The sequence below is a fragment of the Cryobacterium sp. TMT1-2-1 genome (genome assembly GCF_004403955.1).
Taxonomy (GTDB): domain Bacteria; phylum Actinomycetota; class Actinomycetes; order Actinomycetales; family Microbacteriaceae; genus Cryobacterium; species Cryobacterium psychrotolerans.
Map to the genome: position 1 here is coordinate 16,447 of NZ_SOHC01000078.1, position 26,026 is coordinate 42,472.

24 protein-coding genes are annotated in these 26,026 nt (G+C 71.2%); 10 read left to right on the top strand and 14 right to left on the bottom strand.

Annotation, left to right across the window (positions count from 1 at the left end):
• The first annotated feature begins 82 nt into the window (after positions 1–82).
• From E3T33_RS14095 to E3T33_RS14110, 4 genes are read left to right on the top strand one after another with little or no spacing between them, the layout of a single operon-like run.
• Complete coding sequence (locus tag E3T33_RS14095; RefSeq protein ID WP_092323546.1) at positions 83–577, top strand: DNA starvation/stationary phase protection protein; 495 nt, start codon at positions 83–85, stop codon at positions 575–577.
• Between the two features lie 47 nt (positions 578–624).
• Entirely contained in the window at positions 625–1,737 is a 1,113-nt protein-coding gene (locus E3T33_RS14100; RefSeq protein ID WP_134575597.1) for an acyl-CoA dehydrogenase family protein, read from the top strand.
• Positions 1,731–3,167 carry a PIG-L family deacetylase gene (locus E3T33_RS14105; protein WP_134575599.1) on the top strand — a complete coding sequence of 479 codons (1,437 nt, stop codon included), beginning with the start codon at positions 1,731–1,733 and terminating at the stop codon, positions 3,165–3,167. Before E3T33_RS14100 ends, E3T33_RS14105 begins: the two co-directional genes overlap by 7 nt.
• The gene (locus E3T33_RS14110; protein ID WP_092323542.1) at positions 3,164–3,901 is read left to right on the top strand and encodes a glycosyltransferase family A protein; all 738 of its coding nucleotides are present in this window, start codon (positions 3,164–3,166) and stop codon (positions 3,899–3,901) included. Before E3T33_RS14105 ends, E3T33_RS14110 begins: the two co-directional genes overlap by 4 nt.
• A gap of 96 nt (positions 3,902–3,997) precedes the next feature.
• Here the strand turns inward: E3T33_RS14110 and E3T33_RS14115 are convergent, their stop codons facing one another.
• The 8 genes from E3T33_RS14115 to hutH form a co-directional block, all read right to left on the bottom strand.
• Entirely contained in the window at positions 3,998–4,570 is a 573-nt protein-coding gene (locus tag E3T33_RS14115) for a HutD family protein (protein ID WP_134575601.1), read from the bottom strand.
• Between the two features lie 21 nt (positions 4,571–4,591).
• The gene (hutI, locus tag E3T33_RS14120; RefSeq protein ID WP_134475426.1) at positions 4,592–5,770 is read right to left on the bottom strand and encodes an imidazolonepropionase; all 1,179 of its coding nucleotides are present in this window, start codon (positions 5,768–5,770) and stop codon (positions 4,592–4,594) included.
• Positions 5,767–7,281: a formimidoylglutamate deiminase gene (locus tag E3T33_RS14125; RefSeq protein WP_134575603.1), complete on the bottom strand. Its 1,515-nt coding sequence runs from the start codon at positions 7,279–7,281 to the stop codon at positions 5,767–5,769. Before E3T33_RS14125 ends, hutI begins: the two co-directional genes overlap by 4 nt.
• A complete protein-coding gene (locus E3T33_RS14130) occupies positions 7,278–8,492 on the bottom strand; it encodes an allantoate amidohydrolase (RefSeq protein ID WP_174775360.1) in 1,215 nt (404 codons plus the stop codon). Before E3T33_RS14130 ends, E3T33_RS14125 begins: the two co-directional genes overlap by 4 nt.
• Before the next feature lie 103 nt (positions 8,493–8,595).
• Positions 8,596–10,251 carry a urocanate hydratase gene (hutU, locus tag E3T33_RS14135; protein WP_134575605.1) on the bottom strand — a complete coding sequence of 552 codons (1,656 nt, stop codon included), beginning with the start codon at positions 10,249–10,251 and terminating at the stop codon, positions 8,596–8,598.
• Entirely contained in the window at positions 10,244–10,915 is a 672-nt protein-coding gene (locus E3T33_RS14140) for an IclR family transcriptional regulator (protein ID WP_092323538.1), read from the bottom strand. The genes hutU and E3T33_RS14140 overlap by 8 nt, the downstream gene beginning before the upstream one ends.
• 168 nt (positions 10,916–11,083) lie before the next feature.
• Positions 11,084–12,811: a M23 family metallopeptidase gene (locus E3T33_RS14145; RefSeq protein ID WP_241982967.1), complete on the bottom strand. Its 1,728-nt coding sequence runs from the start codon at positions 12,809–12,811 to the stop codon at positions 11,084–11,086.
• A 133-nt stretch (positions 12,812–12,944) separates the two neighbouring features.
• Positions 12,945–14,495, bottom strand: coding sequence for a histidine ammonia-lyase (gene hutH / locus E3T33_RS14150; protein WP_134575608.1), 1,551 nt, complete (start codon positions 14,493–14,495; stop codon positions 12,945–12,947).
• A 97-nt stretch (positions 14,496–14,592) separates the two neighbouring features.
• Between hutH and E3T33_RS14155 the strand changes: the two genes are divergently transcribed.
• On the top strand, positions 14,593–15,402 hold the full coding sequence (locus E3T33_RS14155) for an IclR family transcriptional regulator (RefSeq protein WP_092323535.1): 810 nt from the start codon (positions 14,593–14,595) through the stop codon (positions 15,400–15,402).
• A 91-nt stretch (positions 15,403–15,493) separates the two neighbouring features.
• Here E3T33_RS14155 and E3T33_RS14160 read toward each other — a convergent pair whose 3' ends face one another.
• From E3T33_RS14160 to E3T33_RS14170, 3 genes are all read right to left on the bottom strand, one after another.
• The gene (locus E3T33_RS14160; protein ID WP_166784507.1) at positions 15,494–16,495 is read right to left on the bottom strand and encodes an alpha/beta hydrolase; all 1,002 of its coding nucleotides are present in this window, start codon (positions 16,493–16,495) and stop codon (positions 15,494–15,496) included.
• A 74-nt stretch (positions 16,496–16,569) separates the two neighbouring features.
• Positions 16,570–17,715 carry an FUSC family protein gene (locus tag E3T33_RS14165; protein ID WP_092323532.1) on the bottom strand — a complete coding sequence of 382 codons (1,146 nt, stop codon included), beginning with the start codon at positions 17,713–17,715 and terminating at the stop codon, positions 16,570–16,572.
• Positions 17,690–18,148, bottom strand: a complete 459-nt coding sequence (locus E3T33_RS14170; protein WP_092323530.1) for a GNAT family N-acetyltransferase — start codon at positions 18,146–18,148, stop codon at positions 17,690–17,692. Before E3T33_RS14170 ends, E3T33_RS14165 begins: the two co-directional genes overlap by 26 nt.
• Before the next feature lie 260 nt (positions 18,149–18,408).
• Here E3T33_RS14170 and E3T33_RS14175 point away from each other — a divergent pair, with 260 nt between their 5' ends.
• Positions 18,409–20,622, top strand: coding sequence for a DEAD/DEAH box helicase (locus tag E3T33_RS14175; RefSeq protein ID WP_134575612.1), 2,214 nt, complete (start codon positions 18,409–18,411; stop codon positions 20,620–20,622).
• A 171-nt stretch (positions 20,623–20,793) separates the two neighbouring features.
• Here E3T33_RS14175 and E3T33_RS14180 read toward each other — a convergent pair whose 3' ends face one another.
• The 3 genes from E3T33_RS14180 to paaI are packed head-to-tail and all read right to left on the bottom strand — an operon-like array spanning position 20,794 to position 23,222.
• Entirely contained in the window at positions 20,794–21,420 is a 627-nt protein-coding gene (locus tag E3T33_RS14180; protein ID WP_092323529.1) for a TetR/AcrR family transcriptional regulator, read from the bottom strand.
• Between the two features lie 32 nt (positions 21,421–21,452).
• Positions 21,453–22,772 (bottom strand): phenylacetate--CoA ligase PaaK, encoded by a 1,320-nt coding sequence (paaK, locus tag E3T33_RS14185; protein WP_092323527.1) that lies wholly within the window; start codon positions 22,770–22,772, stop codon positions 21,453–21,455.
• A gap of 24 nt (positions 22,773–22,796) precedes the next feature.
• Positions 22,797–23,222: a hydroxyphenylacetyl-CoA thioesterase PaaI gene (gene paaI / locus E3T33_RS14190; protein WP_198414455.1), complete on the bottom strand. Its 426-nt coding sequence runs from the start codon at positions 23,220–23,222 to the stop codon at positions 22,797–22,799.
• A 128-nt stretch (positions 23,223–23,350) separates the two neighbouring features.
• Here paaI and paaA point away from each other — a divergent pair, with 128 nt between their 5' ends.
• From paaA to paaD, 4 genes are read left to right on the top strand one after another with little or no spacing between them, the layout of a single operon-like run.
• On the top strand, positions 23,351–24,343 hold the full coding sequence (gene paaA, locus E3T33_RS14195; RefSeq protein WP_092323526.1) for a 1,2-phenylacetyl-CoA epoxidase subunit PaaA: 993 nt from the start codon (positions 23,351–23,353) through the stop codon (positions 24,341–24,343).
• Positions 24,343–24,648, top strand: a complete 306-nt coding sequence (paaB, locus tag E3T33_RS14200; protein WP_092323524.1) for a 1,2-phenylacetyl-CoA epoxidase subunit PaaB — start codon at positions 24,343–24,345, stop codon at positions 24,646–24,648. Before paaA ends, paaB begins: the two co-directional genes overlap by 1 nt.
• Positions 24,645–25,502 (top strand): 1,2-phenylacetyl-CoA epoxidase subunit PaaC, encoded by an 858-nt coding sequence (gene paaC / locus E3T33_RS14205; protein WP_092323523.1) that lies wholly within the window; start codon positions 24,645–24,647, stop codon positions 25,500–25,502. Before paaB ends, paaC begins: the two co-directional genes overlap by 4 nt.
• On the top strand, positions 25,499–26,026 hold the full coding sequence (paaD, locus tag E3T33_RS14210; RefSeq protein ID WP_277870651.1) for a 1,2-phenylacetyl-CoA epoxidase subunit PaaD: 528 nt from the start codon (positions 25,499–25,501) through the stop codon (positions 26,024–26,026). Before paaC ends, paaD begins: the two co-directional genes overlap by 4 nt.

The following is a 26,026-nucleotide window of genomic DNA, read 5'->3' on the forward strand; positions in this document are numbered from 1 at the left end:
ATGGTTTTTCTCAGAACAGCAGGCGGGGGCAATGGCCGGCGTACGGTCTACCCCGTTCCAACGAGCGAGAGGGGCACCACCAATGAAGGCATCCGCAGAACTCGGTTCCAACATGCAATCCGTCCTGGTCGATCTGATCGAACTGCACGTCCAGGGCAAGCAGGCCCACTGGAGCATCGTGGGAAAGAACTTCCGTGACCTGCACCTGCAGCTCGATGAGATCATCGCCGACGCGCGGATCTTCTCCGACGAGCTGGCCGAGCGGATGCGCGCCCTCGACGCCCTGCCCGACGGACGCAGCGAGACGGTCACAAAAGACACACACCTGCCGAAGTTCCCCGCCGGCGAAGTCGACACGGCCGACGCCGTCGGCCTGATCACCGAGCGCCTGGACGCGACGGTTGGTAACATCCGTGCCGTGCACGACGCGATCGACGAGGAAGACCCCACCAGCGCCGACATCCTGCACGGCATCATCGAGAAGCTCGAGCAGTACGCCTGGATGGTCAGCGCCGAGAACCGTTCGCCGCGGAAGTCCACCGCGAAGGCCCCAACCCGGCCGGCCGGCAAGGCCTGAGCGGGCGCACACCGGAAGCCCGAGGCCGAAACTGACAGAGGGCAGGGATGACTGACGAGCAGGACCGCGCGCCGGTGTGGCTGACCGGGACGGGAGACCGATCCGGGTCGGGAGACCGCACGAAGCGCCGAGACAGCACGGAGCACGCACGCCTGGGAGAGCTGGCCGCGGCCGCCTCCTCCGTAGAGGGTGACGCCGGGCGGGCGCTGGCCCTCGCTCGGCGCCTGGGCGCATCCGTTGCCGGCCCGGGTGACGGCAACACGCGGCAGCTCTTCGAAGCCCTCGCCACCCTCGCGGCCGCGGACCTCACGGCGGCTCGGGTGGCCGAGGCGCACCTGGACGCGCTGTCCATCCTGGGCCAGGCGGGCGTCGACCCCGCCGGCCTCCCGGGGGCGCCGGCGGGAGGGGGCACCTGGGGAGTCTTCGCCGCCGAGGCCCGCGGAGCCCGGCTCACGGCTCGCCAGGCCGACGGCGGCCGCTGGCTGATCGACGGCACGAAACCGTGGTGCTCCCTCGCCGGGTCGCTCAGCCACGCGCTGGTGACGGCTCACACCTCCGAGACGAGCCGGCGGCTGTTCGCGGTCGACCTCGCCCACCCTGGGGTCGTCGTGCACGAGGGCACCTGGGTGGCCCGCGGGCTCCCGGCCGTGCCGAGCGGCCCGGTCGATTTCCGGGATCTGCCGGCCGTCCCGGTCGGGGACGACGAGTGGTACCTGCGCCGGCTCGGATTCGCCTGGGGCGGAATCGGGGTCGCGGCCTGCTGGTGGGGCGGCGCGGTCGGGGTCGCGCGCCGTGTCTTCGCGGCGGCCCGCGAACGCGAACCCGACCAGATCGCGCTTGCGCACCTGGGCGCGCTCGATGTGCTCCTGAGTGCCGCCGGCGGCTCGCTGGCCGCCGCGGCGACAGCGATCGACGCCGGAACGGCCGCCGGCGTGGACGGCGCCATCCTCGCCGCCCGGGTGCGCGGCCTCGTGGCCCGCACGGTCGACGAGGTGATCGCCCGCACGGGCCACGCGCTCGGGCCGGCGCCCCTCGCCCTCGACGCCCGGCACGCGCAGCGCGTCGCCGACCTGCAGCTGTACGTTCGCCAGCACCACGCCGAACGTGACGACGCTGCGCTCGGACGGATGCTCCTGACGAACGCCCCTGCGCCATGGTGACCTTTGGCCATCAGGATGTCGGCACCGCCGAGGCCGTCTGGGCTGCGGGCCGCGGTGCTTCGGCCGAGGACCTCCCGATAGACGACCTCCAGAGGCTCGTGGTCGTGGCCGCGCACCCCGATGACGAGACCCTCGGTGCGGGCGGCCTGATCGCGCGGGCCGCACGGGCCGGAGTGCCGGTCACCGTGGTCGTGCTCAGCAACGGGGAGGCCTCCCATCCCGGCTCGACGACCCACTCCAGGAAACGCCTCTCCGCCCTGCGCCGACGCGAGGTCGCGTCCGCGGTGGCGGCGCTCGCCCCCGGGGCCCGCCTGTGCCTGCTCGACCTGCCCGACGGCGCTCTCGCCGAGCACGGCGAGGAGGCGGCGCGCGCGGTGGCGGCGGAACTCGGACCGGGAGGACCCGGCGCCTGGATCGTGGCCCCGTGGCAGGCGGACGGGCATCCGGATCACGCCGCCGCCGGCGCGGCCGCCCATGCCGCAAACCGCCTCGCTGCCGCCCTGGGTGCTCCCGCACGAGTGTTCGAGTACCCGATCTGGGCGTGGCACTGGTCCACGCCCGGCGACCCGGTGTGGCCGGTGACGGCGCTCCGCACCCTCGAGCTGGAGCCGCAAGATCGGGAGCGGAAGTCCCGGGCCATGCAGCTGCACCGCAGCCAGGTGGAACCCCTGTCGGAGCGGGCCGGCGACGAGGCGATCATCCAGCCGGCCTTCGGCCAGCACTTCAGCAGGGGCTACGAGACGTTCATCGAGTCCACGGAGCCCGAGTCCACGGAGCCCGAGTCCACGGAGCCCGAGTCCACGGAGCCCGAGGCGCGGCCGGCCGAGAGCCTGGCCGAACCGTTCTTCGACGAGTTCTATGCCGGCGAAACCGACCCGTGGGGCTTCGAAACGCGGTGGTACGAGAAGCGCAAGCGGGCACTCACCCTGGCGGCGCTGCCCCGCGAACGCTTCACCGCGGCGCTCGAACTGGGCTGCTCGATCGGAGTTCTCACCGCCGAGCTCGCCGACCGCTGCACCACCGTGGACGCCGTGGACATCGCCGAACAACCGCTCCGGACCGCCCGCGCCCGGCTTGCCGGTCGCCCCGGCGTCACGTTCACGAGGCGCACGCTCCCGGGCGAGTGGCCGGAGGGGAGCTTCGACCTGATCGTGCTGTCCGAGGTCGGTTACTACTTCTCACCGGCCGAGCTGCGGGACCTGCTCGAGCGGTGCCGCGCCGGACTCGCGCCCGACGGCGTGCTCCTCGCCTGCCACTGGCGGCATCCGGTGGGGGAATATCCGCTGACCGGCGACCGGGTGCACGAGGAACTGGGCCGGCTGGAGGGGCTGGAACGCACCGTGGCGCACCGGGAACGGGACTTCCTGCTCGAGGTGTTCGAACCTGCGCCGGCGCGCTCCGTCGCCCAGCGGGAAGGACTGGCGCCATGACCGGCCGGGGCCTGATCGACGAGCTGGTCGTCGTGATTCCCGCCCGGAACGAGGAGGAGCTCCTGCCGCGCTGCCTCGACGCGATGACCGCGGCGATCGCCGAGGTGCACGCCGTGCGTGATCTGACCCCACCGATGGTGTCCGTCGTCATCGTGCTGGATCGCTGCACTGACCAGACCGCCAGGGTCGCCGCGGGCTGGCCCGACTTCGCCCGCCTCCACACCGACCGCGGGATCGTCGGCGCCGCCCGCCGGGCCGGGGTGCGGCATCTTCTGCCGACGCCCGCTCACTTCACCGGCAACACCTGGATAGCGACGACGGATGCCGACTCAGCGGTGCCGCCCAACTGGCTGACGGCCCAGCTGGCGTTCGCCCGCAACGACGTGGACCTCGTGCTCGGAACGGTGGAGCCCGACGACTGCCTGCCGGAGGCGGCCCGGGACCGGTGGGCCGCGCAGCACCGGCTTTCGGAGGGGCATCCGCACATTCACGGTGCCAACCTCGGCGTGCGCGCCGATCGATACCGCCAGGCCGGCGAGTTCGCCTGCATCCAGCGGCACGAGGACGTGTCGCTGGTCTCGGCCCTGCGTGCACGCCGGGTGAGCGAGATCCGCACCGCGCTCATCCCGGTGCTGACCTCGGGGCGGCTCGACGGGCGCGCGCCGGACGGGTTCGCCGGCTACCTGCGCGGGCAGGCGGACGGTCTCGCCGGTGGGGCGGAGTCACTGGTCTGACCGGGTCGGGTTGGGCGCCGACTTTGCCTGTTCCGGTCGAGTTTGACTGGTGTGCCGGGGCAACTCGACCGGAACCGTCAATCTCGGCGGAGGAGGTCAGTGACGGATGCGCGCCACCCGGGCCAGGGCAACGCGCGCGGTTCCCTCGAGCTGGGCCCGCCCGGCGTGCTCGAGCAGCACGGCATCCAGCGCGGTCAGCGTGCGCTCGCCCAGGCGGAGGGACCCGTCCAAAACCACGAGCGCGAGGTCTTCCCCGTCTCCGGCCTCCACCGTCCAGAGCCCGGAGAAGTGCACCGAACGCAGCGACCCGGCGCACCGGCCACGCCTGGTCATGAGGTTGAGGTTGAGGTCGAGCGTCGGCGAGGTCACCGCAACGGCAGCCACCTCGTTCTCGCCCGGGAACCCGTGCACGTCGAATTGCCCGAGGTGCACAGGGACGCCCCCGTCGACCAGGTCGAGCCCCTGCGGCGAGATGGCCATCAACATCCGGTCGACGCCCGGGTAGCCGGAGAACGGGTTGTCCCCGGCGACGGTCGCGATGCTCAGCCGCCAGTCGAACCCGGCCGGGCCGCCCCCGATCGGACGCGCCGCCACCTCGCTGGTCACGCCTCCGCCGTTCCGCCACGGCTCGGGACTCGGCTGGCCGCGGTCAGCACCCGCACCGCGCACGGCTCGGACACCGCGGACGGCTCAGACACCCCGGTGCCCGAACTCGAGTCGCACTCCCCGCCGCCACACCGCAGCCGTCAGGGGCACCCCCGGGCGGTAAGCGAGGTGGGCAACGGATGGCGCGTCGAGCACCTGCAGGTCGGCCAGGCCGCCCACGCGGAGCGACCCCACCGCATCCGTCCCGTGCTCGCGGCCCACTGCCCGGGCGGCCCCGCGGGTCGCGGCACAGACGGCCTCCTCGATCGTCAGCCCCATTTGCAGCACCGCCGTCGCCACGCAGTAGGGCATCGATGTCGTGTACGACGTGCCGGGGTTGCAGTTGGTGGCCAGGGCGATGCTCGCGCCGGCGTCGAGCAGCCGCCGGGCCGGCGGGAACGGTTCGCGCGTGGACAGGTCGCAGGCGGGGAGCAGCGTCGCCACCGTCGACGACGACGCCAGCGCGTCGATGTCCGCGGCCTCCAGGTGGTTGCAGTGGTCGACGCTCGCAGCGCCCAGCTCGACCGCGAGCCGCACCCCGCCGCTGAAACCGAGCTGGTTGCCGTGCACGCGCAGGCCGAGGCCGGCGGCGCGGCCGGCGAGCAGCACCTCGCGGGTCTCCTCCACGTCGAAGGCGCCCGCCTCGCAGAACGCGTCGATGTACTGCACGAAGGGGGCGACCGCCGCGAGCATCGGGCCGGTCACGAGGTCGAGGTAGTCGCGCCGGTCGACGCCCTGCGGCACGACGTGCGCGCCGAGGTAGCTGACGACGTCGGCCACGGCCGCCGCGGCGCTCGCCGAGCGGGTTTCGCTCTCGAGGTCGAGGCCGTAGCCGGTCTTGGTCTCGAGGAACGTGGTGCCCTGCGCTTCGGCCTCCCGGCGCAGCCGCGCCGCGTTGCCGATCAGCTGTTCCTCGGTCGCCGCGCGCGTCGCCTGCACCGTGGTGTTGATCCCGCCGGCCTCGTAGCGCTGCCCGGCCATCCGGGCCTCGAACTCCGCCGCCCGGTCGCCCGCGAAGACGAGGTGGGTGTGCGTGTCCACCCAGCCGGGGAGCGCGGCGCGACCGCCGACATCCGTGCGTCGATCGGCCGCCGGCGCCTCGGCCGCCGGGCCCATCCAGGCGATCCGCCCACCCTCGATGACCAGCGCGGCACCCCGCAGGCGTGCTCCGTCATCGGCCTGGGTGGTCAACTCGCGGATGCCGGTGATCAATTCGGTGGTCATGCGGTGTCTCCCGAGGTGGCGTCATGCGTGGGCAGCGCTGCGTCACGGGTGGGCAGGGCTGTTTCGAGGGCGGCGAGGGCCTCCCGCAGCAGTGTCTCCGGCAACCGGTCGGCGGCGCCGTCGGCGGAGACGAGATCGGCGGGCACGAGCCGCCCGGAGTCGGCGACGATCACGCCGTGCACGATCACCCGCAGCACGTCGGATGCCGTCGCGGTGAGCGGAAGCTGGGCCGGCGCCGACCCGACGGTGCGGACGCTCCGCGTCGACAGCTCGACGAGGTCGCACAGGTCGCCCGGGCGCAGCCGGTTCTCGCCGAGCCCGAGGGAGGCGTAGCCGTTGGTCGACGCGGCGGCCAGGAGGGAGGCCGGGTCGAACCGTCCGCGCTCGCCGGAGGCCAGCCGTTCGCCGGCCTCGAGGCCGCGCATCTCGAGCATCGGGTCGACGACGGCGTTCTGGTCGGAACCGAGGGCGATCGGCGCGCCGGCATCGCTGAGACGGCGCGCCGGGCCGATCCCGTCGCCGAGGTCGGCCTCCGTGGTCGGGCACATCACCACAGTCGCGCCGGCGGCCCCGATCAGCGTAACGTCCTCGTCGCTGAGGTGGGTGGCGTGCACGACACTCAGCCGCGGCGTGAGCGCGCCGAGGCCGGCGAGCACGCCGGCCGGCGTCCGGCCGTATTCGGTCAGGCAGTCCGCGTTTTCCTGCGGCTGCTCGGAGAGGTGGATGTGCAGCGGCACCGCCGGAGGCAGGCCGGCCAGCACCTGCCGAATCGCGTCCGGCGGTACGGCCCTCACGGAGTGGATTGCCGCGCCGAGGCTGACCCGGGCGTCCGGATCCGCGCCGAGGGCCTCGCCCAGGGCGTTCCAGCGTTCCAGCCAGCCCGCCGCCGAACCATCGTCGAAGGCGCGCTGCTCCGGCGCGAGCGGGCGCCCGATGCCGCCGGCCAGGTAGACGGTGTCGAGCAGCACGAGACGGATGCCCACATCGCGCGCCGCCGCCGCCAGCGCGAGCTCCATGGCGTGCTCGCGCGGGTACCGGGAGCCATCCGGGCGGTGGTGCACGTAGTGGAACTCGCCGACCGCGGTCCAGCCGCTGACCAGCATCTCGGCGAACACGGCTCGGGCGAGCGCGTAGTACCGGTCGGGGTCGAGCCGGCCGGCGGCGAGGTACATCGCCTCCCGCCACTGCCAGAAGTCGCCCCCGTCCGCGTGGGTGCGGCCGCGGAGCGCGCGGTGGAACGCATGCGAATGCGCGTTGGCCATGCCCGGCAGCACGGTGCCGAGGCGCACGTCACCCGGCAGCGGCTCGGCGCCGCCCGTGACGCCGGACAAGCGTCCGTCGGCGCCGACCTCGAGGCGGACACCGGGCGTCGGCACGCCGTCGACGAGCAGGGTCTCGCACCAATAGGCGACCGGCTCCGGCGCGCCGGTCGCGTCACGCGGCGAAAGGCTCGCCGCGCCGCTTCCAGCCGCGCCGCTCGCACCTGCGCCGCTCGCGCCCGCCCCGCTCACAGCAGCGTCCGCAGCAGCTTCTCGAGCGCCTCGACGCCGGCGACGCAGTCGTCGGCCGTGGCGAACTCCTCCGGCGAGTGCGAGATGCCGGTGGGGTTCCGCACGAAGAGCATCGCGCTCGGCACGCTCGCCGCGAGCACCCCGGCGTCGTGGCCGGCCCCGGTCGGCAGGGCGGGCACGCCGCCGAGCGCCGCACTGAACCGGTCGCGCAGCTCGGGGTCGAAGTGCACCGAGCCGGCCCAGGATTCCTCGACAACGGCGACGGAGCATCCGTTTTCCGCCACGGCCTCGTCGACCAAGGCGGTGATCTCGCCCAGCAGCGCGCGGGTCTCCTCGTCGGTCTCGGCCCGGGCGTCAAGCCAGGCCTGCACGCTCGACGCGATCACGTTCGTGCCGCCGGGGACGATGTTCATCCGGCCGACGGTGGCGCGCGTGCCCGGGCGAGCCGAGGCCGCGTCCTGCACCGCGAGCACGGCGCGGGCGGCCGCCACCATCGGGTCGCGCCGGTCGGCCATCAGGGTGGCGCCGGCGTGGTTGCCCCGGCCGGTCACGGTGAGGCGCCAGCGGCCGTGGGCGAGGATCGACGAGGCCACGGCCACCGGCTGCCCGAGCTCGATCAGGCCGCGGCCCTGCTCGACGTGCAGTTCGACGAACAGGCCGATCCGCTCCAGTGCCTCCCGGTCGGTTCCGAGGTGCGCGGGGTCGAGTCCGGCGCGAACGGCTGCCTCGGCTAACGTCACCCCGTCGGCGTCGACGAGGGCCCGGGCGCGGTCTGCGCCCAGCGCCCCGGTCATGAGCCTCGAGCCGAGGCAGGCGATGCCGAACCGGGAGCCCTCCTCCTCCGCGAAGACGAGGATGGCGCAGGGGCGCGACGGCGTGAAGCCGGCCGCCTGCAGCCGGGCGATGGCGTCGAGCGCCGACACGACGCCGAGCGGGCCGTCGTAGGCGCCGCCGCCGGGGACGGAGTCGAGGTGGCTGCCGGTGACGACGGCATCCGGGCCGGGAGTTCCCCACCAGGCCCAGATGTTGCCGTTGCGGTCAGTCTCGATATCGAGCCCGATGCGCCCGGCGCGTTCGACGAACCAGGCGCGCAGTTCGAGCTCGGCGGCCTGCCAGACGTGCCGGGAGTAGCCGCCGCGGCGGGCATCCCGGCCGGTCCCGGCGATCTCGTCGAGGCCGGCCAGCATGCCGTCCGCGAGGAGCTCGCTCATCGGTGGACCGCCTTAATCCCGTGAGGGGTCGCATATCGACCTTCGTTGGCCCCGGGAACGTCGATATGCGACCCCTCACGAGGGAAACGAGCCGGCGTGGTCATCAGGACTCCATCATCGGCACGCGGAGGCCCCGTTCCCTGGCGACCTCTTCGGCTCGCCCGTAGCCGGCGTCGACGTGGCGCATCACGCCGGTGCCGGGGTCGTTGGTGAGCACGCGCTCGATCTTCTCGGCGGCCAGCGCGGTGCCGTCGGCGACGATGACCTGGCCGGCGTGGATGCTGCGGCCGATGCCGACGCCGCCGCCGTGGTGGATCGAGACCCAGGTGGCGCCCGACGCGGTGTTCAGCAGGGCGTTCAGCAGCGGCCAGTCGGCGATCGCGTCGGAGCCGTCCTTCATGCCCTCGGTCTCCCGGTACGGCGAGGCGACCGAGCCGGAGTCGAGGTGGTCGCGGCCGATCACGATCGGTGCGCTGAGCTCGCCCGAGGCGACCATCTCGTTGAACTTGAGCCCGGCGAGGTGGCGTTCCTTGTAGCCGAGCCAGCAGATCCGGGCCGGCAGGCCCTCGAAGTGCACCAACTCCCGCGCCTTCGTGATCCACCGGCGCAGGTGCTCGTCCTCCGGGAACAGTTCGACGATGGCCTTGTCGGTGGCCGCGATGTCGGCCGGGTCGCCCGACAGCGCCACCCAGCGGAACGGCCCCTTGCCCTCGGCGAAGAGCGGGCGGATGTACGCGGGCACGAACCCGGGGAACGCGAACGCGCGGTCGTAGCCGCCGAGTTCGGCCTCGGCGCGGATCGAGTTGCCGTAGTCGAAGACCTCGGCACCGGCATCCTGGAACTCGACCATGGCCTTCACCTGCTTCGCCATGGATGCCCGTGCCCGCTCGGTGAACTCCTCGGGCTGAGCGGCCGCGTAGCTGTGCCATTCCTCCACGCTGACGCCCTCCGGCAGGTAGGACAGCGGGTCGTGCGCGCTGGTCTGGTCGGTGACGATGTCGATCGGAACCTTGCGGGCGAGCAGCTCGGGGAACACGGTCGCGGCGTTGCCGACCAGGCCGACCGAGAGGGCGCGCTTCTCGGACTTGGCGGCGAGCACCCGGGCGATGGCGTCGTCCTGGTCGGTCGCCAGTTCGTCGAGGTAGCCGTGATCGACGCGGCGCTGCAGCCGGGACTCGTCGACGTCGACGATGAGCACGGCGCCCTCGTTCATCGTGACGGCGAGCGGCTGCGCGCCGCCCATGCCGCCGGCGCCGCCGGTGAGGGTGAGGGTGCCGGCCAGTGTCCCACCGAACCTCTTCGCGGCGACGGCGGCGAAGGTCTCGTAGGTGCCCTGCAGGATGCCCTGGGTGCCGATGTAGATCCACGAGCCGGCCGTCATCTGGCCGTACATCGTCAGGCCGAGGGCCTCGAGCCGGCGGAACTCCGGCCAGGTGGCCCAGTCGCCCACGAGGTTGGAATTGGCGATGAGCACCCGAGGCGCCCACTCGTTGGTACGGAACACGCCCACCGGCTTGCCGGACTGCACGAGCAGGGTCTCGTCCTTCTCCAGAGTGGTGAGGGTGCGCACGATGGCGTCGTAGGCCTCCCAGCTACGGGCGGCCTTGCCCGTTCCGCCATAGACGACGAGGTTCTCCGGGTGCTCGGCGACCTCGGGGTCGAGGTTGTTCATCAGCATCCGCAGCGCACCCTCGGTCTGCCAGCTCTTCGCGGTCAGCTCGGTTCCGCGGGCGGCGCGTACGGGGCGGGATTCAGACATCGGTGTCTCCTTGGGTGGATGCGCCGAGGCCGGCGGATACGCGGGCGGCCGCGGTGACGAGCAGGGGGCCGTAGCGTTCGATATCGGCGGGGGCGACCCGGTAGCTGGGGATGACCAGGCTGAGGGCGGCCACGACGCGATCGGCGGAGCGGATCGGGGCGGCGATTGCGGTGACATCGGTTTCGACGCCGCGTTCAACGACGACATAGCCCTCGGCGGGCGTCCGGCCGGCCAGCACCTGGCCGGAGGCCGACTGGTCGAGCGGAACCGTTCGGCCGACCCAGCTGGCGTGCCGGACCGAGTGCGTGCCCTCGACGATGGCGAGGTACAACGCGGTGTGGGCGTGGCCTTCGACACTCAGGTAGACGGATTCGCCGGTCGCGGCGACGAGGTCTTCCATCACCGGGCGACAGAGCGGGGCGAGGGACTCGTTGCTCAGGGACTGTGCGCCGAGTTGGATCAAACGGCTGCCCGGCCGGTAGCCGCCGTCATCGTCCTTCCGAACAAACCCGCTCGTCTCGAGGGTGCGCAACAGGCGAAGCGCGGTGCTCGGCGAGAGGTCGACGGCGCGGGAACTCGCGGACAGGGTGAGGCCGTCCCCATCGCAGATCACGGCGAGCAGGCTGAGGGCGCGTTCCACGGTGCGGGTGGATGACTCGGCCACGGTGCTGCTCCTTCGATGCTTGGTCTGTCACCTAGTAAAATACAAATGTCACGCAATGGCAAGACGTGGGCCGCGCACCGTGCCCCGCTCCGCGGATGAGGCGCCACGCCGACGCCGAACGCGCCCTACCGACGCCGAACGCCGACCGCCGAAACCGGTCGCGTCGGGTCAGCGGCCGAGAACGACTCCGCGCTCGGCCAGATACGCCTGGCCATCGACCCGCGAGCCGTTCACCCTCACTTCGAAGTGCAGGTGGCATCCGGTGGATGCGCCGGTGCTGCCGACGCCGGCAATGACCTCTCCGGCGATGACGGCGTCGCCGACCGCCACGAGGGTCTGGCCGGGGGCCACGTGCGCGTACCCGGTCTCCACCCCGTTGCCGTGGTCGATGAGGATCCAGTTGCCGTAGGTGCCCACGGAACCGACGGCCACGACCACCCCGGAGTTCGCCGCGTAGATCGCCGCTCCGCAGGATGCCCCGATGTCGGTGCCGTAGTGAACGGCGCCCACACCGGGAACGGGTCGCGTGGGCCTGGGGCCGAAGACGTCGTTGATGCTGCCGACGGCGGGCGTCACCCAGCCCTGCGCGGTCGGTCGTCCGGCCGGCATCGCCGCGAGCGTGTTGGCGATCGGGGTCAGCCCGGACATCCCGACCGGAGCGCTGACGGACAGGAGGGCCAGCCGCGCGGTGGCGGCCTGCAGGGCGGCCTCGGCCGCCTGCATGGCGGTGAGGGTTTCTGCGATCGGGACGTTCTGCACGGTCTGCTGGGCCGTGGCCTCCTGCTCGGACAGGGAAAGCGCCCGCAGGGTGTCGGCCTCAGAGCGAGCGCGGATGGCGTCGATGCTGCCGGTCAGCTGCGCCAGTTTGTCGAGTGTGCCCAACTGGTACAGCAGGTCGGCGCCGTTCTGCGCGCCGAGCAGGACGTCGGCGGTCGCTGTGCCGGACTGGTGCTGCGCCAGGGATCGAATCAACGCGGCCAGGACACGCTTGGACGCATCAGCGGTGGCAGCGGCCTCCTCGGCCAGCGCGTGGACCAGGTCGACCCGGGCCAGGGCGGCGTCGAACTCGGCCTTGGCCGACGCGTAGCCGAGCTTCGCTGCGTCGTAGGCGGCCTGGGCGCTCGCCACCTCGGCCAGCGCTTCGGCATACGCTGCCGCCCGCTCCGCCGCAGTCCGTGCTGCTGCTGCCTGTTCCTGCGCTGCGCGTTCGGCCTCGGCGCGGGCGGCGGCTGCGGCGGCGGCGCGCTCCGCGAGCAGGGACGCTGACGGCCGGTTGACTTGCTGAGGGATGGGGTCGACTTCGGCCGCCGGAGTTGGCGGGGAAGGTGGTGCCGGCGGGGCCGGCGCATTGGGCGTGCCGGGCGCGGGGTCGGGATCCGGCTCCCCCGCGGGATCGACCGTGGGTTCGGGATCCACCGCGGGTTCGGGATCCACCGCGGGTTCGACAGTGGGTTCGGGATCGACAGTCGGTGTCGGATTGCCGCTGGGGTCCGGGTCTGCGACGGGTTCGGGGTCCGTCCCGGGGTCAGGCTCTCCGCCGGGGCCGGGATCGCCACTGGGATCCGGCTCCACGACGGGTGGGGTGTCGGTGACGGGCGCCGGCACGGGGGCCGCGTCGACGAGAGGCGCCGTCGGGTCGGCGCCCGACAGGTCCGGGGTCGTCGGTACGACAGCCGGGTCGGAAATCGCCGGGTCCGAAATCGCCGGGTCGGAAATCGTCGGGTCCGAGGCTGCCGTCGGCGCAGGGTCGGGCGCGGAATCCGCTGCGCTCGCCATCGCGGGGGCCCCGAAGACCACGAGCGATACCGCGAGAACGACTGCGATCGGAAAGCCCATGCGGCGCGACATCCCGACGCCCGGGAGGCGCTGGGGGATACCGTTCGGCTGCTGCAACATCACGATCGTCAATCCATCTTCGGGGTATGGATGGTTCGGTGCGCCGGAGCAGGACAGGCCGGCGTGGCGCCAGTATCGCATGGGGGCATGGGGGGCACAACCACCCGTCTGGCGGTCCCCCCGGCGACGTCCGTCAGTGCAGGGCGGGGGCAACCTTCCCGGCGGCATCCCGCACCGCACCGGTCTGGACCAGCCCGACGATCGCCTCGATTTCCGGCGACAGGAACCGGTCGTGACCCGGCCCGTCGGCGGCCGTGCGCACCAGGTCGCGCACGGCCGCGGTTGCCGGGCCGGGGAGCAGGGGCGCCCGCAGGTCGAGCGACCGGGCGGCGGTCATGATCTCGATCGCCAGCACGCGGCCCAGGCCGTCGATCGACTTGCGGAGCTTGCGTGCGGCCGCCCAGCCCATCGACACGTGGTCCTCCTGCATGGCCGACGAGGGGATCGAGTCGACGGATGCCGGCGCCGCCAGCCGCTTCAGCTCCGACACGATCCCGGCCGCCGTGTACTGCGCGATCATCAGGCCGGAGTCGACGCCGACCTCGTGGGCGAGGAACGGGGGGAGGCCCTTGTTCCTGGACGCGTCGAGGTGGCGGTCGGTGCGGCGCTCGCTCATGCTGGCGACATCCGCCGCGGCGATGGCGAGGAAGTCGAGCACGTAGCCGACCGGGGCGCCGTGGAAGTTGCCGTTGGACTCGACGCGGCCGTCGAGCGTCACGACCGGATTGTCCACCGCGCTCTCGAGCTCCCGGCCGGCGATCATCGCGGCGTGGCCGGCAGTGTCCCTGGCCGCGCCGTGCACCTGCGGCGAGCAGCGCAGCGAGTACGCATCCTGCACGGTCGGGTCCTCGGGCCCGGCGTGGCTGGCGAGCAGGGGGGAGCCGGCAAGCAGGGCGCGCAGGTTCGCCGCGCTCAGGGCCTGGCCCACTTGGGGGCGGAGGGCCTGCAGGTCGGCGGCGAACGTGGCATCCGTGCCGAGGAGTGCCTCGACGCTCATCGCCGCGGCGATGTCGGCGGTCGTCAGCAGCAGGGCGAGGTCGTCGAGAGCGAGCACCAGCATGCCGAGCATGCCGTCGGTGCCATTGATCAGGGCCAGCCCTTCCTTTTCGGCGAGCACGACCGCTTCGATGCCGGCCGCCCGCAGGGCGTCGCCGGCGTGCAGCCAGGTGCCGGCGGCATCCCGCACCTCGCCCTCGCCCATGATCGCCAGCGCGCAGTGAGCCAGGGGGGCGAGGTCGCCCGAGCAGCCGAGCGAGCCGTATTCGCGCACGATCGGGGTGATTCCGGCATTGAGCAGGGCGGCGTAGGTCTGCGCCGTGGCGGGGCGCACGCCCGTGCGCCCGGTCATCAGCGTCGAGAGCCGCAGCAGCATGAGCGCGCGCACGACCTCGCGTTCGACCTCCGGCCCGCTGCCGGCCGCGTGCGACCGCACGAGGCTCGCCTGCAGCTGGGCGCGGCGATCCGCGGTGATGAAGGTCGTGGCGAGGGCGCCGAAGCCGGTCGAGATGCCGTAGTGCGGGTCGACGTCCTCGGCCAGCGCGTCGATGATGCGCCGGGTGGCGGCGACCCCCTCGAGCGCGGTCGGGTCGAGCGTGATCGGGGCGCCCTGACGGGCCACGGCGACGACGTCGGCGAAGGACACCGGGCCTGTGCCCACGGTGACGGATGCTGCGGAGAAGGTCATACTCCGATTGCACACCACCGACGGCCCCGTCAAAACGTGTCTAGACTCGGAACCGTCCGGTATCCCGGACACTTCACGGACCGGGCAGGGCGAACGGATGGCGCAGGCGGAGGAATCGACACCGCCCCAGGGGTCGGCGCGGTCCAAGGTTCCCGCGGCGGAGGGCACGCTGCGCATCCTGTCCCACCTCGCGACCCAGCGCGGGCCGGTGCCCGCCTCCGCCATTGCGACCGCGCTCGGCCTGCCCCGGTCGACCGTCTACCAGCTGCTCGCCGTGCTCGCCGAGCGCGGCTTCGTCGTGCACCTGCCCGAGGAACGGCGCTACGGGCTGGGCCTGGCCGCCTTCGAGCTGAGCACGGGGTTCTCCCGCCAGGAGCCGCTCTCGCACCTCGGCCGCCCGCTGGTCGCGCAGCTCGTTGACCGGCTCGGCGAGAGCGCGCACCTCGTCGTGCTGCACGGCCGCGACGTCATCTACCTGGTCGAGGAACGCGCGCCCCGCAGGCCGTCGCTGGTGACGGATGTCGGGGTGCGCCTGCCCGGACACCTCACCGCGAGCGGCCGCGCGCTCCTGGCCGCGCTGCCGGCGGCCCAGCTGCGGGCGCTGTACCCCAATGCGGCCGCCTTCCAGGAGCGGGACGGCCGGGGGCCGCGCACCTCGACCGAGCTGCGCCGCCTGCTCGACCAGGTGCGCCGCCAGGGGTACGCGCAGGAGGACGGCGAGATCACCGCCGGCATGGCCTCGGTCGCGGTGGCCGTGCGCGACCACGCCGGCTGGCCGGCCGCGAGCATCGCGGTGACCTTTCCCCGCGACGCGATCGCGGAGTCGGAGTGGCCGGCCCTGGCCGAGAGGATCTCGGGCACGGCGGCCGAGCTCTCCCGGCGCATCCGTGGCCGGCAGGCGGTCTGAGGGGAACGCCCCCGGGAGTCTCCCCGCTCAGTTGCGGACCAAGTACCTTCAATTTCACAACGGAGGTACTTTCTCCGCGACTCAACCCGTATTAGGTGCCGAGGTGCCGGTGCAGGAACGCGGCGACCTTCACGCGCATGGCCGCGTCGAGGATGCCGATCGAGTGCAGGGTGCCGGGCACGGTCACCAGCTCGTTCGGGATGCCGAGCCGGTCGAGCCTGGAGGCGTACCCGATGGACTGGGCGAGCGGGATGAACTCCTCTGCGGCCGCGCCGATGAAGACGGGTGGGTCGCTCGGGTCGAGTTCGCGATGCGGCGATGCGGCGCCGGCCTGCGGGCAGTCGGCCAGCGAGTCGCAGCCGAGGTAGCTCTGCACGATCCGCTGCAGCCCGGCGGGCGCGTTGCCGACCACGAGCGCCTCGTGGCCCAGGTCGGTCGGACCGGAGAGCTCTGCGACCGCGGCGACGCGCGCGCCCTCGGTCAGGGACCCCGATCCGCGCGCGCCGAGGAGGGCGGCCAGGTTGCCGCCGGCCGAGCCGCCGAACGCGCCGATGCGGTCGGGGTCGATGCCGTACTGCGCGGCGTTCTCCGCCTGGCGGATCCACTCGACCGCGAGGCCCAGGTCGTCGATGGCGGCCGGGAACAGGGCATCCGGCACGAGGCGGTAGTTCACCGAGTAGGCGACGAATCCCTCGCTGGCGAGCCAGGTGCACACGGCCCGCCAGTCGGAGTTGCCCTTGTCGCCGCGAGCCCAGCTGCCGCCGTGGATGGAGACGACGGCCGGGCGCAACCCACCCGCCTCGGCGTCGCCGGTGGGCGAGCAGACGTCGAGGGTGAGCAGCGCGCCGTCCGACTGGGTGCCGTACACGACATCCGTGGCCACGCTGATGCCGTCTGGCCGGCTGAAGGTGCGGATGCCGACGACCTCGGTCGTGACGAGTTCGCTCCGGGTGGCGCCGGGCTCGTCGGGCGTGACCGGGTGCAGTTCGGTGTGGAACCCGCCGAGGAGGGCCGTGGCCGCCACGGCGATTCCGCCCGCGCAGGCGATGGCGAGAAGCCGGATGCGGCGGGACGGGCGACGACCAGGTGTCACGGCTGCTCCGGGGTGAATGGTGGGGGCGGGTGAGATGAGGATAGTTCCCCTCATGCCCGGGCCGCGAATCCCCTTCAGGGGGCAGGGGTGGGGATGTCCTCGGCGTCGCGCTCGACGCTGGGGCGCAGGGCGACGAGGATGCGCCGCAGGTCCATGTCGATCGCGGACGCGGCGCTGATCGTCTCGGCTCCGGAGTGCCGTTGCCGCTCCAGCTCGGCCCTGAGCGATTTCAGTCCCGCCTCGGCCTCGTCGCGGGGCGGCGCCAGCACCCCGGTGCCGGAGTCCCACTCGTCCAGGATCCGGGCCACCGAGCGGATGGCGGCGCCGAGGGAAGGCCGCAGTTCGGCGGGCACCTCGACCGGGAGCGGGTCGCCCCAGACCGCCCCGGCGAGCACGTCGGTCAGGTTCCGCACATGGAAAGACACCGTCTCCAGCGCTGCCACGTCGTCATAAGCGGCCAGCAGGTCCCGGCGGTGGATGAGTGCGCGCGGGTTGCCCTTGCGGCTTTCGTCCGCGTGCATGACCGCCGCACGCACCTCGCTCGCCGTCCGGCTGAGCATGTCGCCGCGTGTCGCCCAGACTTCGTGCTCCGGCGGCCAGCTCTCGGTCAGGGCTTCACTGATCTCGCGGAGGTGTCGGGCCAGGGTGGTGCGGAAGCGCGAGAGCTCTGCCGCGGCGGCGTCCTGCCTGAGCGGCGGCAGGATCAGCAGGTTGACGGCCAGGCCGACGGAAATGCCGAGGCACACCTGCACCAGGTACCCGATCGAGTACGAGTCCGCGTTCGGCCCTCCCACGATCAGCACGAACAACGCGGTGACGGGCACGAACTCCCGGGCCGTGGTGATCCGGCGGCTTCCCGAGATCAGGAATCCAATGCCGACCACGAGCGAAATCGTGAAAACATTCGGCTCGCTCAGCAGGATGACCGTGCCCGCCAGGAGCACGCCGATGGCCAGCCCGGCCACGGTCTGCAGGCCGTTCTTCACCGAACCCATCAACGTGGGAGCCATGCTCACCAGCGCCCCGAGCGGGGCGTAGTACGGGTAGTCGTTGGCGACGCCCGGCAGATACGGCGCGATCGACCACGCGATCCCGACGGCGAGGGCGGCCTTTGCCGCCAGGAGAAGCTCCGGATGCTGCACCCCGGCTTTCAGCCGTGCGGCGGCCCGCTTGCGGCGGCCGTTCTCCTCCCGGTCAGAGGCTTTTTGCGAAACAGACACTGAATTCCTCCCCGATGTACGGGCCGAACTGGGCGATCTCCCGGTAGCCCTGCCGGCGGTAGAGCGCGAGGGCGGCGGCGTGCAGCGGCCCGGTTTCGAGCACGACTTCGCGGATGCCGCGGGCGGCGGCATCCGCTTCGATCCGGACGAGCAGGGCGGCGCCGAGACCGCGCCCGCGGCCCTCCGGATGCACGAACATGCGCTTGAGCTCGGCCGTGTCGCCGGGGCTCGGAACGAGGGCGGCGATGCCGAGCGCCCGGCCGGTCTCGTCCCGTGCCGCATAGAAGGTCACGCCCGGCTGCTCGAGCTCGTCGACTCCGAGCAGGAAGTTGCTCTCCGGCGGATAGAGCGACTCGGCGTACTCCGCGCTCAGACCCAGGAGGGCCTCGATATCGTGATGCCGGGGTGATTCAATGGCGATCGTCGTACGCATTGATACAGGGTAAACCACGATTGTCCGTGACTTTCGGGCAACAATCGGGTAACGTAGACAAGTCGGCTCTTGACACCGCGCTATTTTCACGTGTGCGCGGATGGGTTTGTAAGTCAGGATGGGCCGGTTTCCCAGTAATCCGCTGGTGAAAAATCACTGTATGTGAACGGCCCGGCCATCGACTGCCCGGGTGCTCAGGTTGCGTCGCGTATGTGCGTCGTCGTTCTGCCATGTACTCAACACAACCCAGAAATACCGTTATGCCTTTTGACAAGAAGCCAGCAAAGAATTTCGACCCGAAGTACGCCTCGAAGGGCGGCCCCAGCAGGGGCGGGTCCAACTCGGGCAGCAAGAGCCCCGGTCATCGCGGCTACCGTGCTGACGAGGGTGCGCCCAAGAAGCAGCGTTGGAACGCGGACGAGCGCGCAGCCCGCGCCTCGGAGCGTCCGTCCGGCGATCGTCCGGCCTACGGCACCCGCAACGAGCGTCCGGCCACCGGCCAGCGTAACGAGCGTCCTGCCTACGGCGACCGCCCGAACCGCACCGAGCGTCCGGCCTACGGCGACCGCGCCCCGCGCACGGACCGCCCCGCCTACAACAAGGACCGTCCCGCGTACGGCGACCGCGCCCCGCGCGCCGACCGTCCCGCGTACAACAACGACCGTCCCGCGTACAACAACGACCGTCCGTCCTATGGTGACCGTCCGAACCGCACCGAGCGCCCCTCGTACGGCGACCGTCCGGCGCGCACGGACCGTCCGGCGTACAACAACGACCGTCCGTCCTATGGTGACCGTCCGAACCGCACCGAGCGCCCCTCGTACAACAACGACCGCCCCTCGTACGGCGACCGACCGGCCCGCACCGACCGTCCGGCCTACAACAGCGACCGTCCGGCCCGCACCGACCGTCCGGCGTACAACAACGACCGTCCCTCCTACGGCGATCGCCCGGCCCGCACCGAGCGCCCCTCGTACGGTGACCGTCCGGCCCGCACCGACCGTCCGGCCCGCACCGACCGTCCGGCGTACAACAACGACCGTCCCTCCTACGGTGACCGTCCGGCCCGCACCGACCGTCCGGCGTACAACAACGACCGTCCCTCCTACGGCGACCGTCCGCCCCGCACCGAGCGCCCCTCCTACGGCGACCGTCCGAACCGCACCGACCGTCCGGCCCGCTCGGAGCGCGACGGCGGCCACTCCAGCAACTTCTACCCGGACCGCGACTCCAAGCCCAAATTCGCTGCCGGCGACGACGTCGTACTCGAGCGTCTCGAAGCCATCGCGACGACGGCATCCGATGTCGTCGGCGTGACCTTCGCCGACCTCGGCCTCGGCGAGAACATCGTGCGTGAGCTCGGACTGCTCGGCGCATCGGCGCCGTTCCCGATCCAGGCCGCGACCATCCCGGATGTGCTCGCCGGCCGCGACGTGCTGGGCCGCGGCAAGACCGGCTCCGGCAAGACCATCGCCTTCGGCGCTCCCCTCGTCGAGAAGCTGCTGGAGAACAACGGAGCCAAGGACCGCAAGATGGCCCGCAAGCCCCGCGCGCTCATCCTGGCCCCGACCCGCGAGCTGGCCCTGCAGATCGACCGCACCATCCAGCCCATCGCCCGCAGCGTCGGCCTCTTCACCACCCAGATCTACGGCGGCGTCCCGCAGTACCGCCAGGTCAGCGCCCTGCAGCGCGGCGTGGACATCATCATCGGCACCGCGGGCCGCATCGAGGACCTGATCGAACAGGGTCGTCTCGACCTCAGCGAGGTCATCGTCACCGTCCTCGACGAGGCCGACTACATGTGCGACCTGGGCTTCCTCGAGCCGGTGCAGCGCATCCTGCGCCAGACCAAGAAGGGCGGCCAGAAGCTGCTCTTCTCGGCCACGCTCGACAAGGGCGTCGCCCAGCTGGTCAAGGAATTCCTGACCAACCCGGCCGTGCACGAGGTTGCCGGTGAAGACCAGGCCTCCTCCACGATCGACCACCGTGTGCTCATGATCGAGCACCGAGACAAGAGCGCCATCATCGGCCAGCTCGTCGACCGCCAGGGCAAGACGCTGATCTTCAGCCGCACCCGTGCGTACGCCGAGCAGCTCGCCGACCAGCTCGAAGACGCCGGCGTGAAGGCGACCAGCCTGCACGGCGACCTGAACCAGGCCCGCCGTACCCGCAACCTGGCCATGCTGACCAGCGGTCGCGTCAACGTGCTGGTGGCAACGGATGTCGCAGCCCGCGGCATCCACGTGGACGACATCGACCTGGTCATCCAGGCCGACGCTCCCGACGAGTACAAGACGTACCTGCACCGCGCCGGCCGCACCGGCCGCGCCGGCAAGAACGGCACGGTTGTCACGCTCATCCCGAAGCAGCGTCGCCGCCGCATGGACGAGCTGCTGGGCCGCGCCGAGATCGAAGCCAGCTTCGACTCCGCCACGCCTGGTGACTCGGCCGTCAGGGAGCTCGCGAACATCTAGCACCCGCTCACCGATCAGGGGCATCCACCATTGGGGGGATGCCCCTGATCTCTTTAACGCCCGCTTCCCACCCTGAGGGGTCGCAAATCGACCTTCCCGGCGTACGGGAAGGTCGATTTGCGACCCCTCACCGGGCGAGAAATGCCATCAGTCAGGTCAGGTCAGGTCAGGTCAGGTCAGGTCTTCGACGCGGTTCATGGTCGGCATCCGCAGGCCGTCGAGCGCCACGGCAAGCACGTCGTCGGCCAGGTGAGCCGGGTCCTCCGCGCCCTCCGGCCGGTACCACTCCACGATCGAGTTGACCATGCCGAACAGCAGCCGGGTCACGATCCGCGGATCGATGTCGCTGCGCAGCGAGCCCTCATTGCGGGCCTCGACGACGAGGCCGGATACCGCCCGGTCGAAGGCTCGGCGACGCTCGAGGGCGGCGCGCTCGACGACCGTGTTGCCCCGCACCCGCAGCAGGAGAGTCACAAACGAAAGATTGGCGGCCAGCACCTCGACCGCGCCGCGGAGCACGTGCGCGAGCCGGTCGATCGCCCGGCCGGTCCGGGATTCCGGGTCTTGCAGCACGCCCTCCAGCGCGTCGAGCGCCTCGTCCAGGGCGAGCTCGAGCAGCTCCTCCTTCGACGCGAAGTGGTGGTAGATCGCGGACTTCGACAGGGCGAGTCGGGACGCCAGAACCCCCATCGACGTGGCGTCGTAGCCGAATTCGTTGAAGGCGTCGACGGCGATCTCGAGGATGGCGCGCTGGTCGTAACCGGGGCGCCCGCGCTTGCTTGCTGGTTGCTCAGACATCGCCGATCAGTCTCTCACGAGCCTGTGGCCGATTACCGCAGGTCGTAGACACGCTTGTGCTTGCCCGTGCTGCGCTCGAGCGAGCCGGGTTCGACGATCAGCACGTTCACGCTCGAGCCGATCTGGTCCTTCACCCGCTCGATCAGGATCGCGCAGGCCCGGTCGGAGGTGGAGGCATCCGAGTTCTCGTGCCGTTCGATGCGCACGGTCAGCTCGTCCATCCGGCCCGGCCTCGTGAGCTCCAGGATGAAGTGGGGGGAGAGGTGCTCGATCCCGAGCACGATCTCCTCGATCTGGGTCGGGAACAGGTTGACCCCGCGCAGGATGATCATGTCGTCGTTGCGTCCGGTGACCTTCTCCATCCGGCGCATGCCGGGCCGGGCGGTGCCGGGCAGGAGCCGGGTCAGGTCGCGAGTGCGGTAGCGGATCACCGGGAACGCTTCCTTGGTCAGCGAGGTGAACACGAGTTCGCCCGTTTCACCGTCGTCCAGCACGTGCCCCGTGTCGCCGTCGATGATCTCGGGCAGGAAATTGTCCTCCCAGAGGTGCGGGCCGTCCTTCGACTCGATGCACTCGTTGCCGACGCCCGGGCCCATGACCTCGCTCAGGCCGTAGATGTCGAGGGCGTCGAAGTCGAGTCGTTCCTCGAGCTCGCGGCGCATCTGGTTCGTCCACGGCTCCGCGCCGAGCACGCCGGCCTTGAGGCTGGAGAGACGGGGGTCCATGCCGGCCGCGACCATCGCATCCGTGATGGTCAGCAGGTAGCTGGGGGTGCTCATGATGACGTCGGGCTCGAAGTCCCGGATCATCTGCACCTGCTTGTTCGTCTGGCCGCCCGACATCGGGATGGCGATGGCGCCGAGCGCCTCGATGCCGGCGTGGGCGCCCAGCCCGCCGGTGAACAGGCCGTAACCGTAGGCGTTGTGCACCTTCATGCCCGGCCGTACCCCCGAGGCGCGCAGGCTCCGTGCGACGAGGCCGGACCACATCCGCAGGTCGTTCTTCGTATAGCCGACCACCGTGGGGAGGCCCGTGGTCCCCGACGAGGTGTGGATGCGCGCGACCTGGTCCATCGGCACAGCGAACATCCCGAACGGGTAGGACACGCGCAGGTCTTCCTTCGTGGTGAACGGCAGCTTGTTCACATCGTCGAGCGTGCGGATGTCGTCCGGGTGCACGCCGACCTCGTCGAACTTGCGGGTGTACAGGGGAACGTTGGCGTAGGCGTGCCGCACGGTGTGCTGCAGGCGAGTGAGCTGCAGCGACTGGATCTCGTCGCGGGACATGCGCTCTTCCGGATCGAGCTCGTCCGTGGCGGGCGCGTGCAGGCGGGTCTTGGTCAGCGTTGACATGGTGCCTCCGGGCGTCGTGGGGATTTAGTCGCGTGCCCGTTCGGGCACGGGAAGGTTGGTGGTGCGGCTGCGGCCGCGGAATTCTGCCACCGGCGCGTTGTCGTCGTCGGTGACGCTCACGTCGTAGATGCCCGATCGCCCGCTCTTCGTGCGGAGCATGGCGGTGGCGGTGAGGGTCTGGCCGCTGGTCGTGGGCTTGAGGAACGCGATGTCGGCCCCGGCCGCGAGGGTGACGTGGTGGCTGTCATTGCAGCAGATGGCGAAGGCGGTGTCCGCGAGCGCGAAGACGATCCCGCCGTGGGTGACGTCGAAGCCGTTGAGCATGTCGTCCCTGATGATCATGGAAACGACCGCGAGCCCGGGTTCAGTGCGCTGGACAATCATGCCGAGGCCGGCGGATGCCCGGTCCCGCTCCATCATGGCGAGGTTGCCGGTGGGTGAAGCATCCATGTATCTGGTTCTCCTCGTTGAGTGACCGTACGCGCGGCAACAGACGGTTGCCGTGCCGTTGGTGACACCATATACTAACTGAACGATCGGTTGGTAATGATAGCCGGACCGGGAGAGACCAGGAGTCGATGATGACCACCCCAGCAGAGCCTTACGCACTGCCCACGGAAGCCTCCGTCGAGGTTTCCGCCGAGGAGCACCAGTTCAACGAACTGATCGCGGCCGACTCGCGGATCGAACCTCGCGACTGGATGCCGGAGGGCTACCGGAAGACGCTGGTGCGCCAGATCTCCCAGCACGCCCACTCCGAGATCATCGGCATGCAGCCGGAGGCGAACTGGATCACCCGCGCGCCCAGCCTCAAGCGCAAGGCCATCCTGATGGCCAAGGTGCAGGACGAGGCCGGCCACGGTTTGTACCTCTACTCCGCGGCGCAGACCCTCGGCACCACCCGGGATGAGATGACGGATGCCCTCATCGCCGGCAAGGCCCGCTACTCCTCGATCTTCAATTACCCGAGCCCCACCTGGGCCGACATGGGCGCGATCGGCTGGCTCGTCGACGGCGCCGCCATCTGCAACCAGGTGCCCCTCTGCCGGGCCTCCTACGGACCGTACGGTCGCGCCATGGTGCGCATCTGCAAGGAAGAGTCCTTCCACCAGCGGCAGGGCTTCGAGATCCTGCTCGAACTGATGAACGGCACGCCCGCGCAGCGGGAGATGGCCCAGGACGCCGTCAACCGCTGGTACTGGCCGGCGCTGCAGATGTTCGGCCCGCCCGACAACGACTCGCCCAACTCGGCGCAGTCCATGGCCTGGAATATCAAGCGATTCTCCAATGACGAACTGCGCCAGCGCTTCGTCGGAATGTGCGTCCCGCAGGCCGAGGTGCTCGGCGTGACCCTGCCCGATCCCGACCTGCGCTACAACGAGGAAACGAAAGAATACGACATGGGCGAAATCGACTGGACCGAATTCCACGAGGTGCTCGCCGGCCGCGGCCCGGCCAACGCCCGCCGCCTGCAGCGGCGCCGTGAGGCCCACGAGGACGGTGCGTGGGTGCGGGAAGCCGCCGCCGCGTACGCCCGCAAACAGGCCGTCCGGTCGAAGGCGGTGGCATGATGAGCGCCCCCGGAACGTCCGAGAAGGAGATCTGGCCCCTCTGGGAGGTCTTCGTGCGCGCCAGCCGCGGAATCAGCCACACCCACGTTGGCTCCCTGCATGCTCCCGACGCCAGCCTGGCCGTGCGCAATGCGCGTGACCTGTATACCCGCCGCGGCGAGGGTGTTTCGGTGTGGGTCGTGCCCGCCGACGCGATCACCACCAGCGACCCCGACGCGAAGGGCGCCTTCTTCGAATCGCCCGCCGGCAAGAACTACCGTCACGCCAGCTACTACTCCAAGAGCGAAGGGGTGAAGCACCTGTGACCGGGACGAACACGGCGGATGCCGCCACCAACGCCGACCACGACCACGGACACGGACACGTCGAGGTCGATTCCGTCACCCTCTCCGCCGAACTGGTAGAGGGCGCATCCGTCGCCTCGCACGACGTGGCCGAGTACGCCCTGTGGCTCGGTGACGACGCCCTGATCATCGCCCAGCAGCTCGGCTGGTGGATCTCCCGCGCCCCCGAACTCGAGGAAGACGTCGCGCTCGGCAACATCGGCCTCGACCTGCTCGGGCACGCTCGCTCCCTTCTGCATTACGCCGGCGCCGAATCGGGCCGCAGCGAAGACGACCTGGCCTACTGGCGCGACGAACCCCAGTTCCGCTCCGCGCACCTGTTCGAGCAGCCCAACGGCGACTTCGCGCACACGATCGCGCGCCAGTTCATCGCCGCGCACTACCTGTTCGAGCTGTACACGCGGCTGCAGGCATCCGGCGACGCCACCCTGGCCGCGATCGCCGCCAAGTCGGTCAAGGAGGTCGATTACCACCGCGACCACTCCGTGCAGTGGATCCTCCGGCTCTCCCTCGGCACCGAGGAATCCCGCCGGCGCATGATCACGGCTCTGTCCGACCTGTGGCCCTACGTCGAGGAGCTGTTCGCCGACGAGCCGCTCATCGACCGGCTCGAGGGCGTCGCCGTCAGGCCGTCCTCGCTCCGCCAGGCCTTCGACGACGCGATCGTCCCGGTGCTGGCCGAGGCGGAACTCGAGGTACCCCGCGGCTTCATCTCCTCCGGCGGCGGCCGGGGCGGCAAGCACTCCGAGAACCTCGGTTTCATCCTCGCCGAGATGCAGGTGCTCGCCCGGGCGCACCCCGGAGCGTCCTGGTGACCCTGCCCTCGGTTGCCCGACCTCGCCCCGTCGACGAGGCCTCGCGCCGTGCCTGGGACATCGCGGCGCAGGTCGTGGACCCGGAGATCCCCGTGCTGACCATCGAGGACCTCGGCGTGCTCCGCTCTGTGGCCGTCGGCGAGGGCGGCGCGGTCACGGTTTCCCTGACGCCTACCTACAGCGGATGTCCGGCCCTCGAGGCCATGCGCGACGACGTCACCTCCGCCCTCCGCGCCGCCGGGTACGCCGACGTGTCCGTCGACCTGGTGCTCGCCCCGGCCTGGACCACCGATTGGATGAGCGAGGAGGGGAAGGCGAAATTGCAGGAGTACGGAATCGCGGCCCCGACCGGGCACTCGTCCGTTCGCCCTTCCGGCGCCGTTCGGCTGCAGCTGGCCGTCAAGTGCCCCCGGTGCTCGTCCCTGAACACGCGGGAACTCGCCCGCTTCGGCTCGACGTCGTGCAAGGCCCTCTATGAGTGCCGCGACTGCCTCGAACCGTTCGACTACTTCAAGGTGCTCTAA

What these genes read in the sequence shown, in the direction of transcription:
- E3T33_RS14110 (WP_092323542.1), top strand. Translation starts at nt 3,164, where the DNA reads ATGACCGGCCGGGGCCTGATCGACGAGCTGGTCGTCGTGATTCCCGCC.
- E3T33_RS14100 (WP_134575597.1), top strand. Translation starts at nt 625, where the DNA reads ATGACTGACGAGCAGGACCGCGCGCCGGTGTGGCTGACCGGGACGGGA.
- E3T33_RS14170 (WP_092323530.1), bottom strand. Translation starts at nt 18,148, where the DNA reads ATGCGTACGACGATCGCCATTGAATCACCCCGGCATCACGATATCGAG.
- paaB (WP_092323524.1), top strand. Translation starts at nt 24,343, where the DNA reads ATGAGCGCCCCCGGAACGTCCGAGAAGGAGATCTGGCCCCTCTGGGAG.
- E3T33_RS14180 (WP_092323529.1), bottom strand. Translation starts at nt 21,420, where the DNA reads ATGTCTGAGCAACCAGCAAGCAAGCGCGGGCGCCCCGGTTACGACCAG.
- paaA (WP_092323526.1), top strand. Translation starts at nt 23,351, where the DNA reads ATGATGACCACCCCAGCAGAGCCTTACGCACTGCCCACGGAAGCCTCC.
- E3T33_RS14145 (WP_241982967.1), bottom strand. Translation starts at nt 12,811, where the DNA reads ATGTTGCAGCAGCCGAACGGTATCCCCCAGCGCCTCCCGGGCGTCGGG.
- hutU (WP_134575605.1), bottom strand. Translation starts at nt 10,251, where the DNA reads ATGTCTGAATCCCGCCCCGTACGCGCCGCCCGCGGAACCGAGCTGACC.
- hutH (WP_134575608.1), bottom strand. Translation starts at nt 14,495, where the DNA reads ATGACCTTCTCCGCAGCATCCGTCACCGTGGGCACAGGCCCGGTGTCC.
- E3T33_RS14155 (WP_092323535.1), top strand. Translation starts at nt 14,593, where the DNA reads ATGGCGCAGGCGGAGGAATCGACACCGCCCCAGGGGTCGGCGCGGTCC.
- paaI (WP_198414455.1), bottom strand. Translation starts at nt 23,222, where the DNA reads ATGGATGCTTCACCCACCGGCAACCTCGCCATGATGGAGCGGGACCGG.
- E3T33_RS14175 (WP_134575612.1), top strand. Translation starts at nt 18,409, where the DNA reads ATGCCTTTTGACAAGAAGCCAGCAAAGAATTTCGACCCGAAGTACGCC.
- E3T33_RS14130 (WP_174775360.1), bottom strand. Translation starts at nt 8,492, where the DNA reads ATGAGCGAGCTCCTCGCGGACGGCATGCTGGCCGGCCTCGACGAGATC.
- paaK (WP_092323527.1), bottom strand. Translation starts at nt 22,772, where the DNA reads ATGTCAACGCTGACCAAGACCCGCCTGCACGCGCCCGCCACGGACGAG.
- hutI (WP_134475426.1), bottom strand. Translation starts at nt 5,770, where the DNA reads ATGACCACCGAATTGATCACCGGCATCCGCGAGTTGACCACCCAGGCC.
- E3T33_RS14105 (WP_134575599.1), top strand. Translation starts at nt 1,731, where the DNA reads ATGGTGACCTTTGGCCATCAGGATGTCGGCACCGCCGAGGCCGTCTGG.
- E3T33_RS14095 (WP_092323546.1), top strand. Translation starts at nt 83, where the DNA reads ATGAAGGCATCCGCAGAACTCGGTTCCAACATGCAATCCGTCCTGGTC.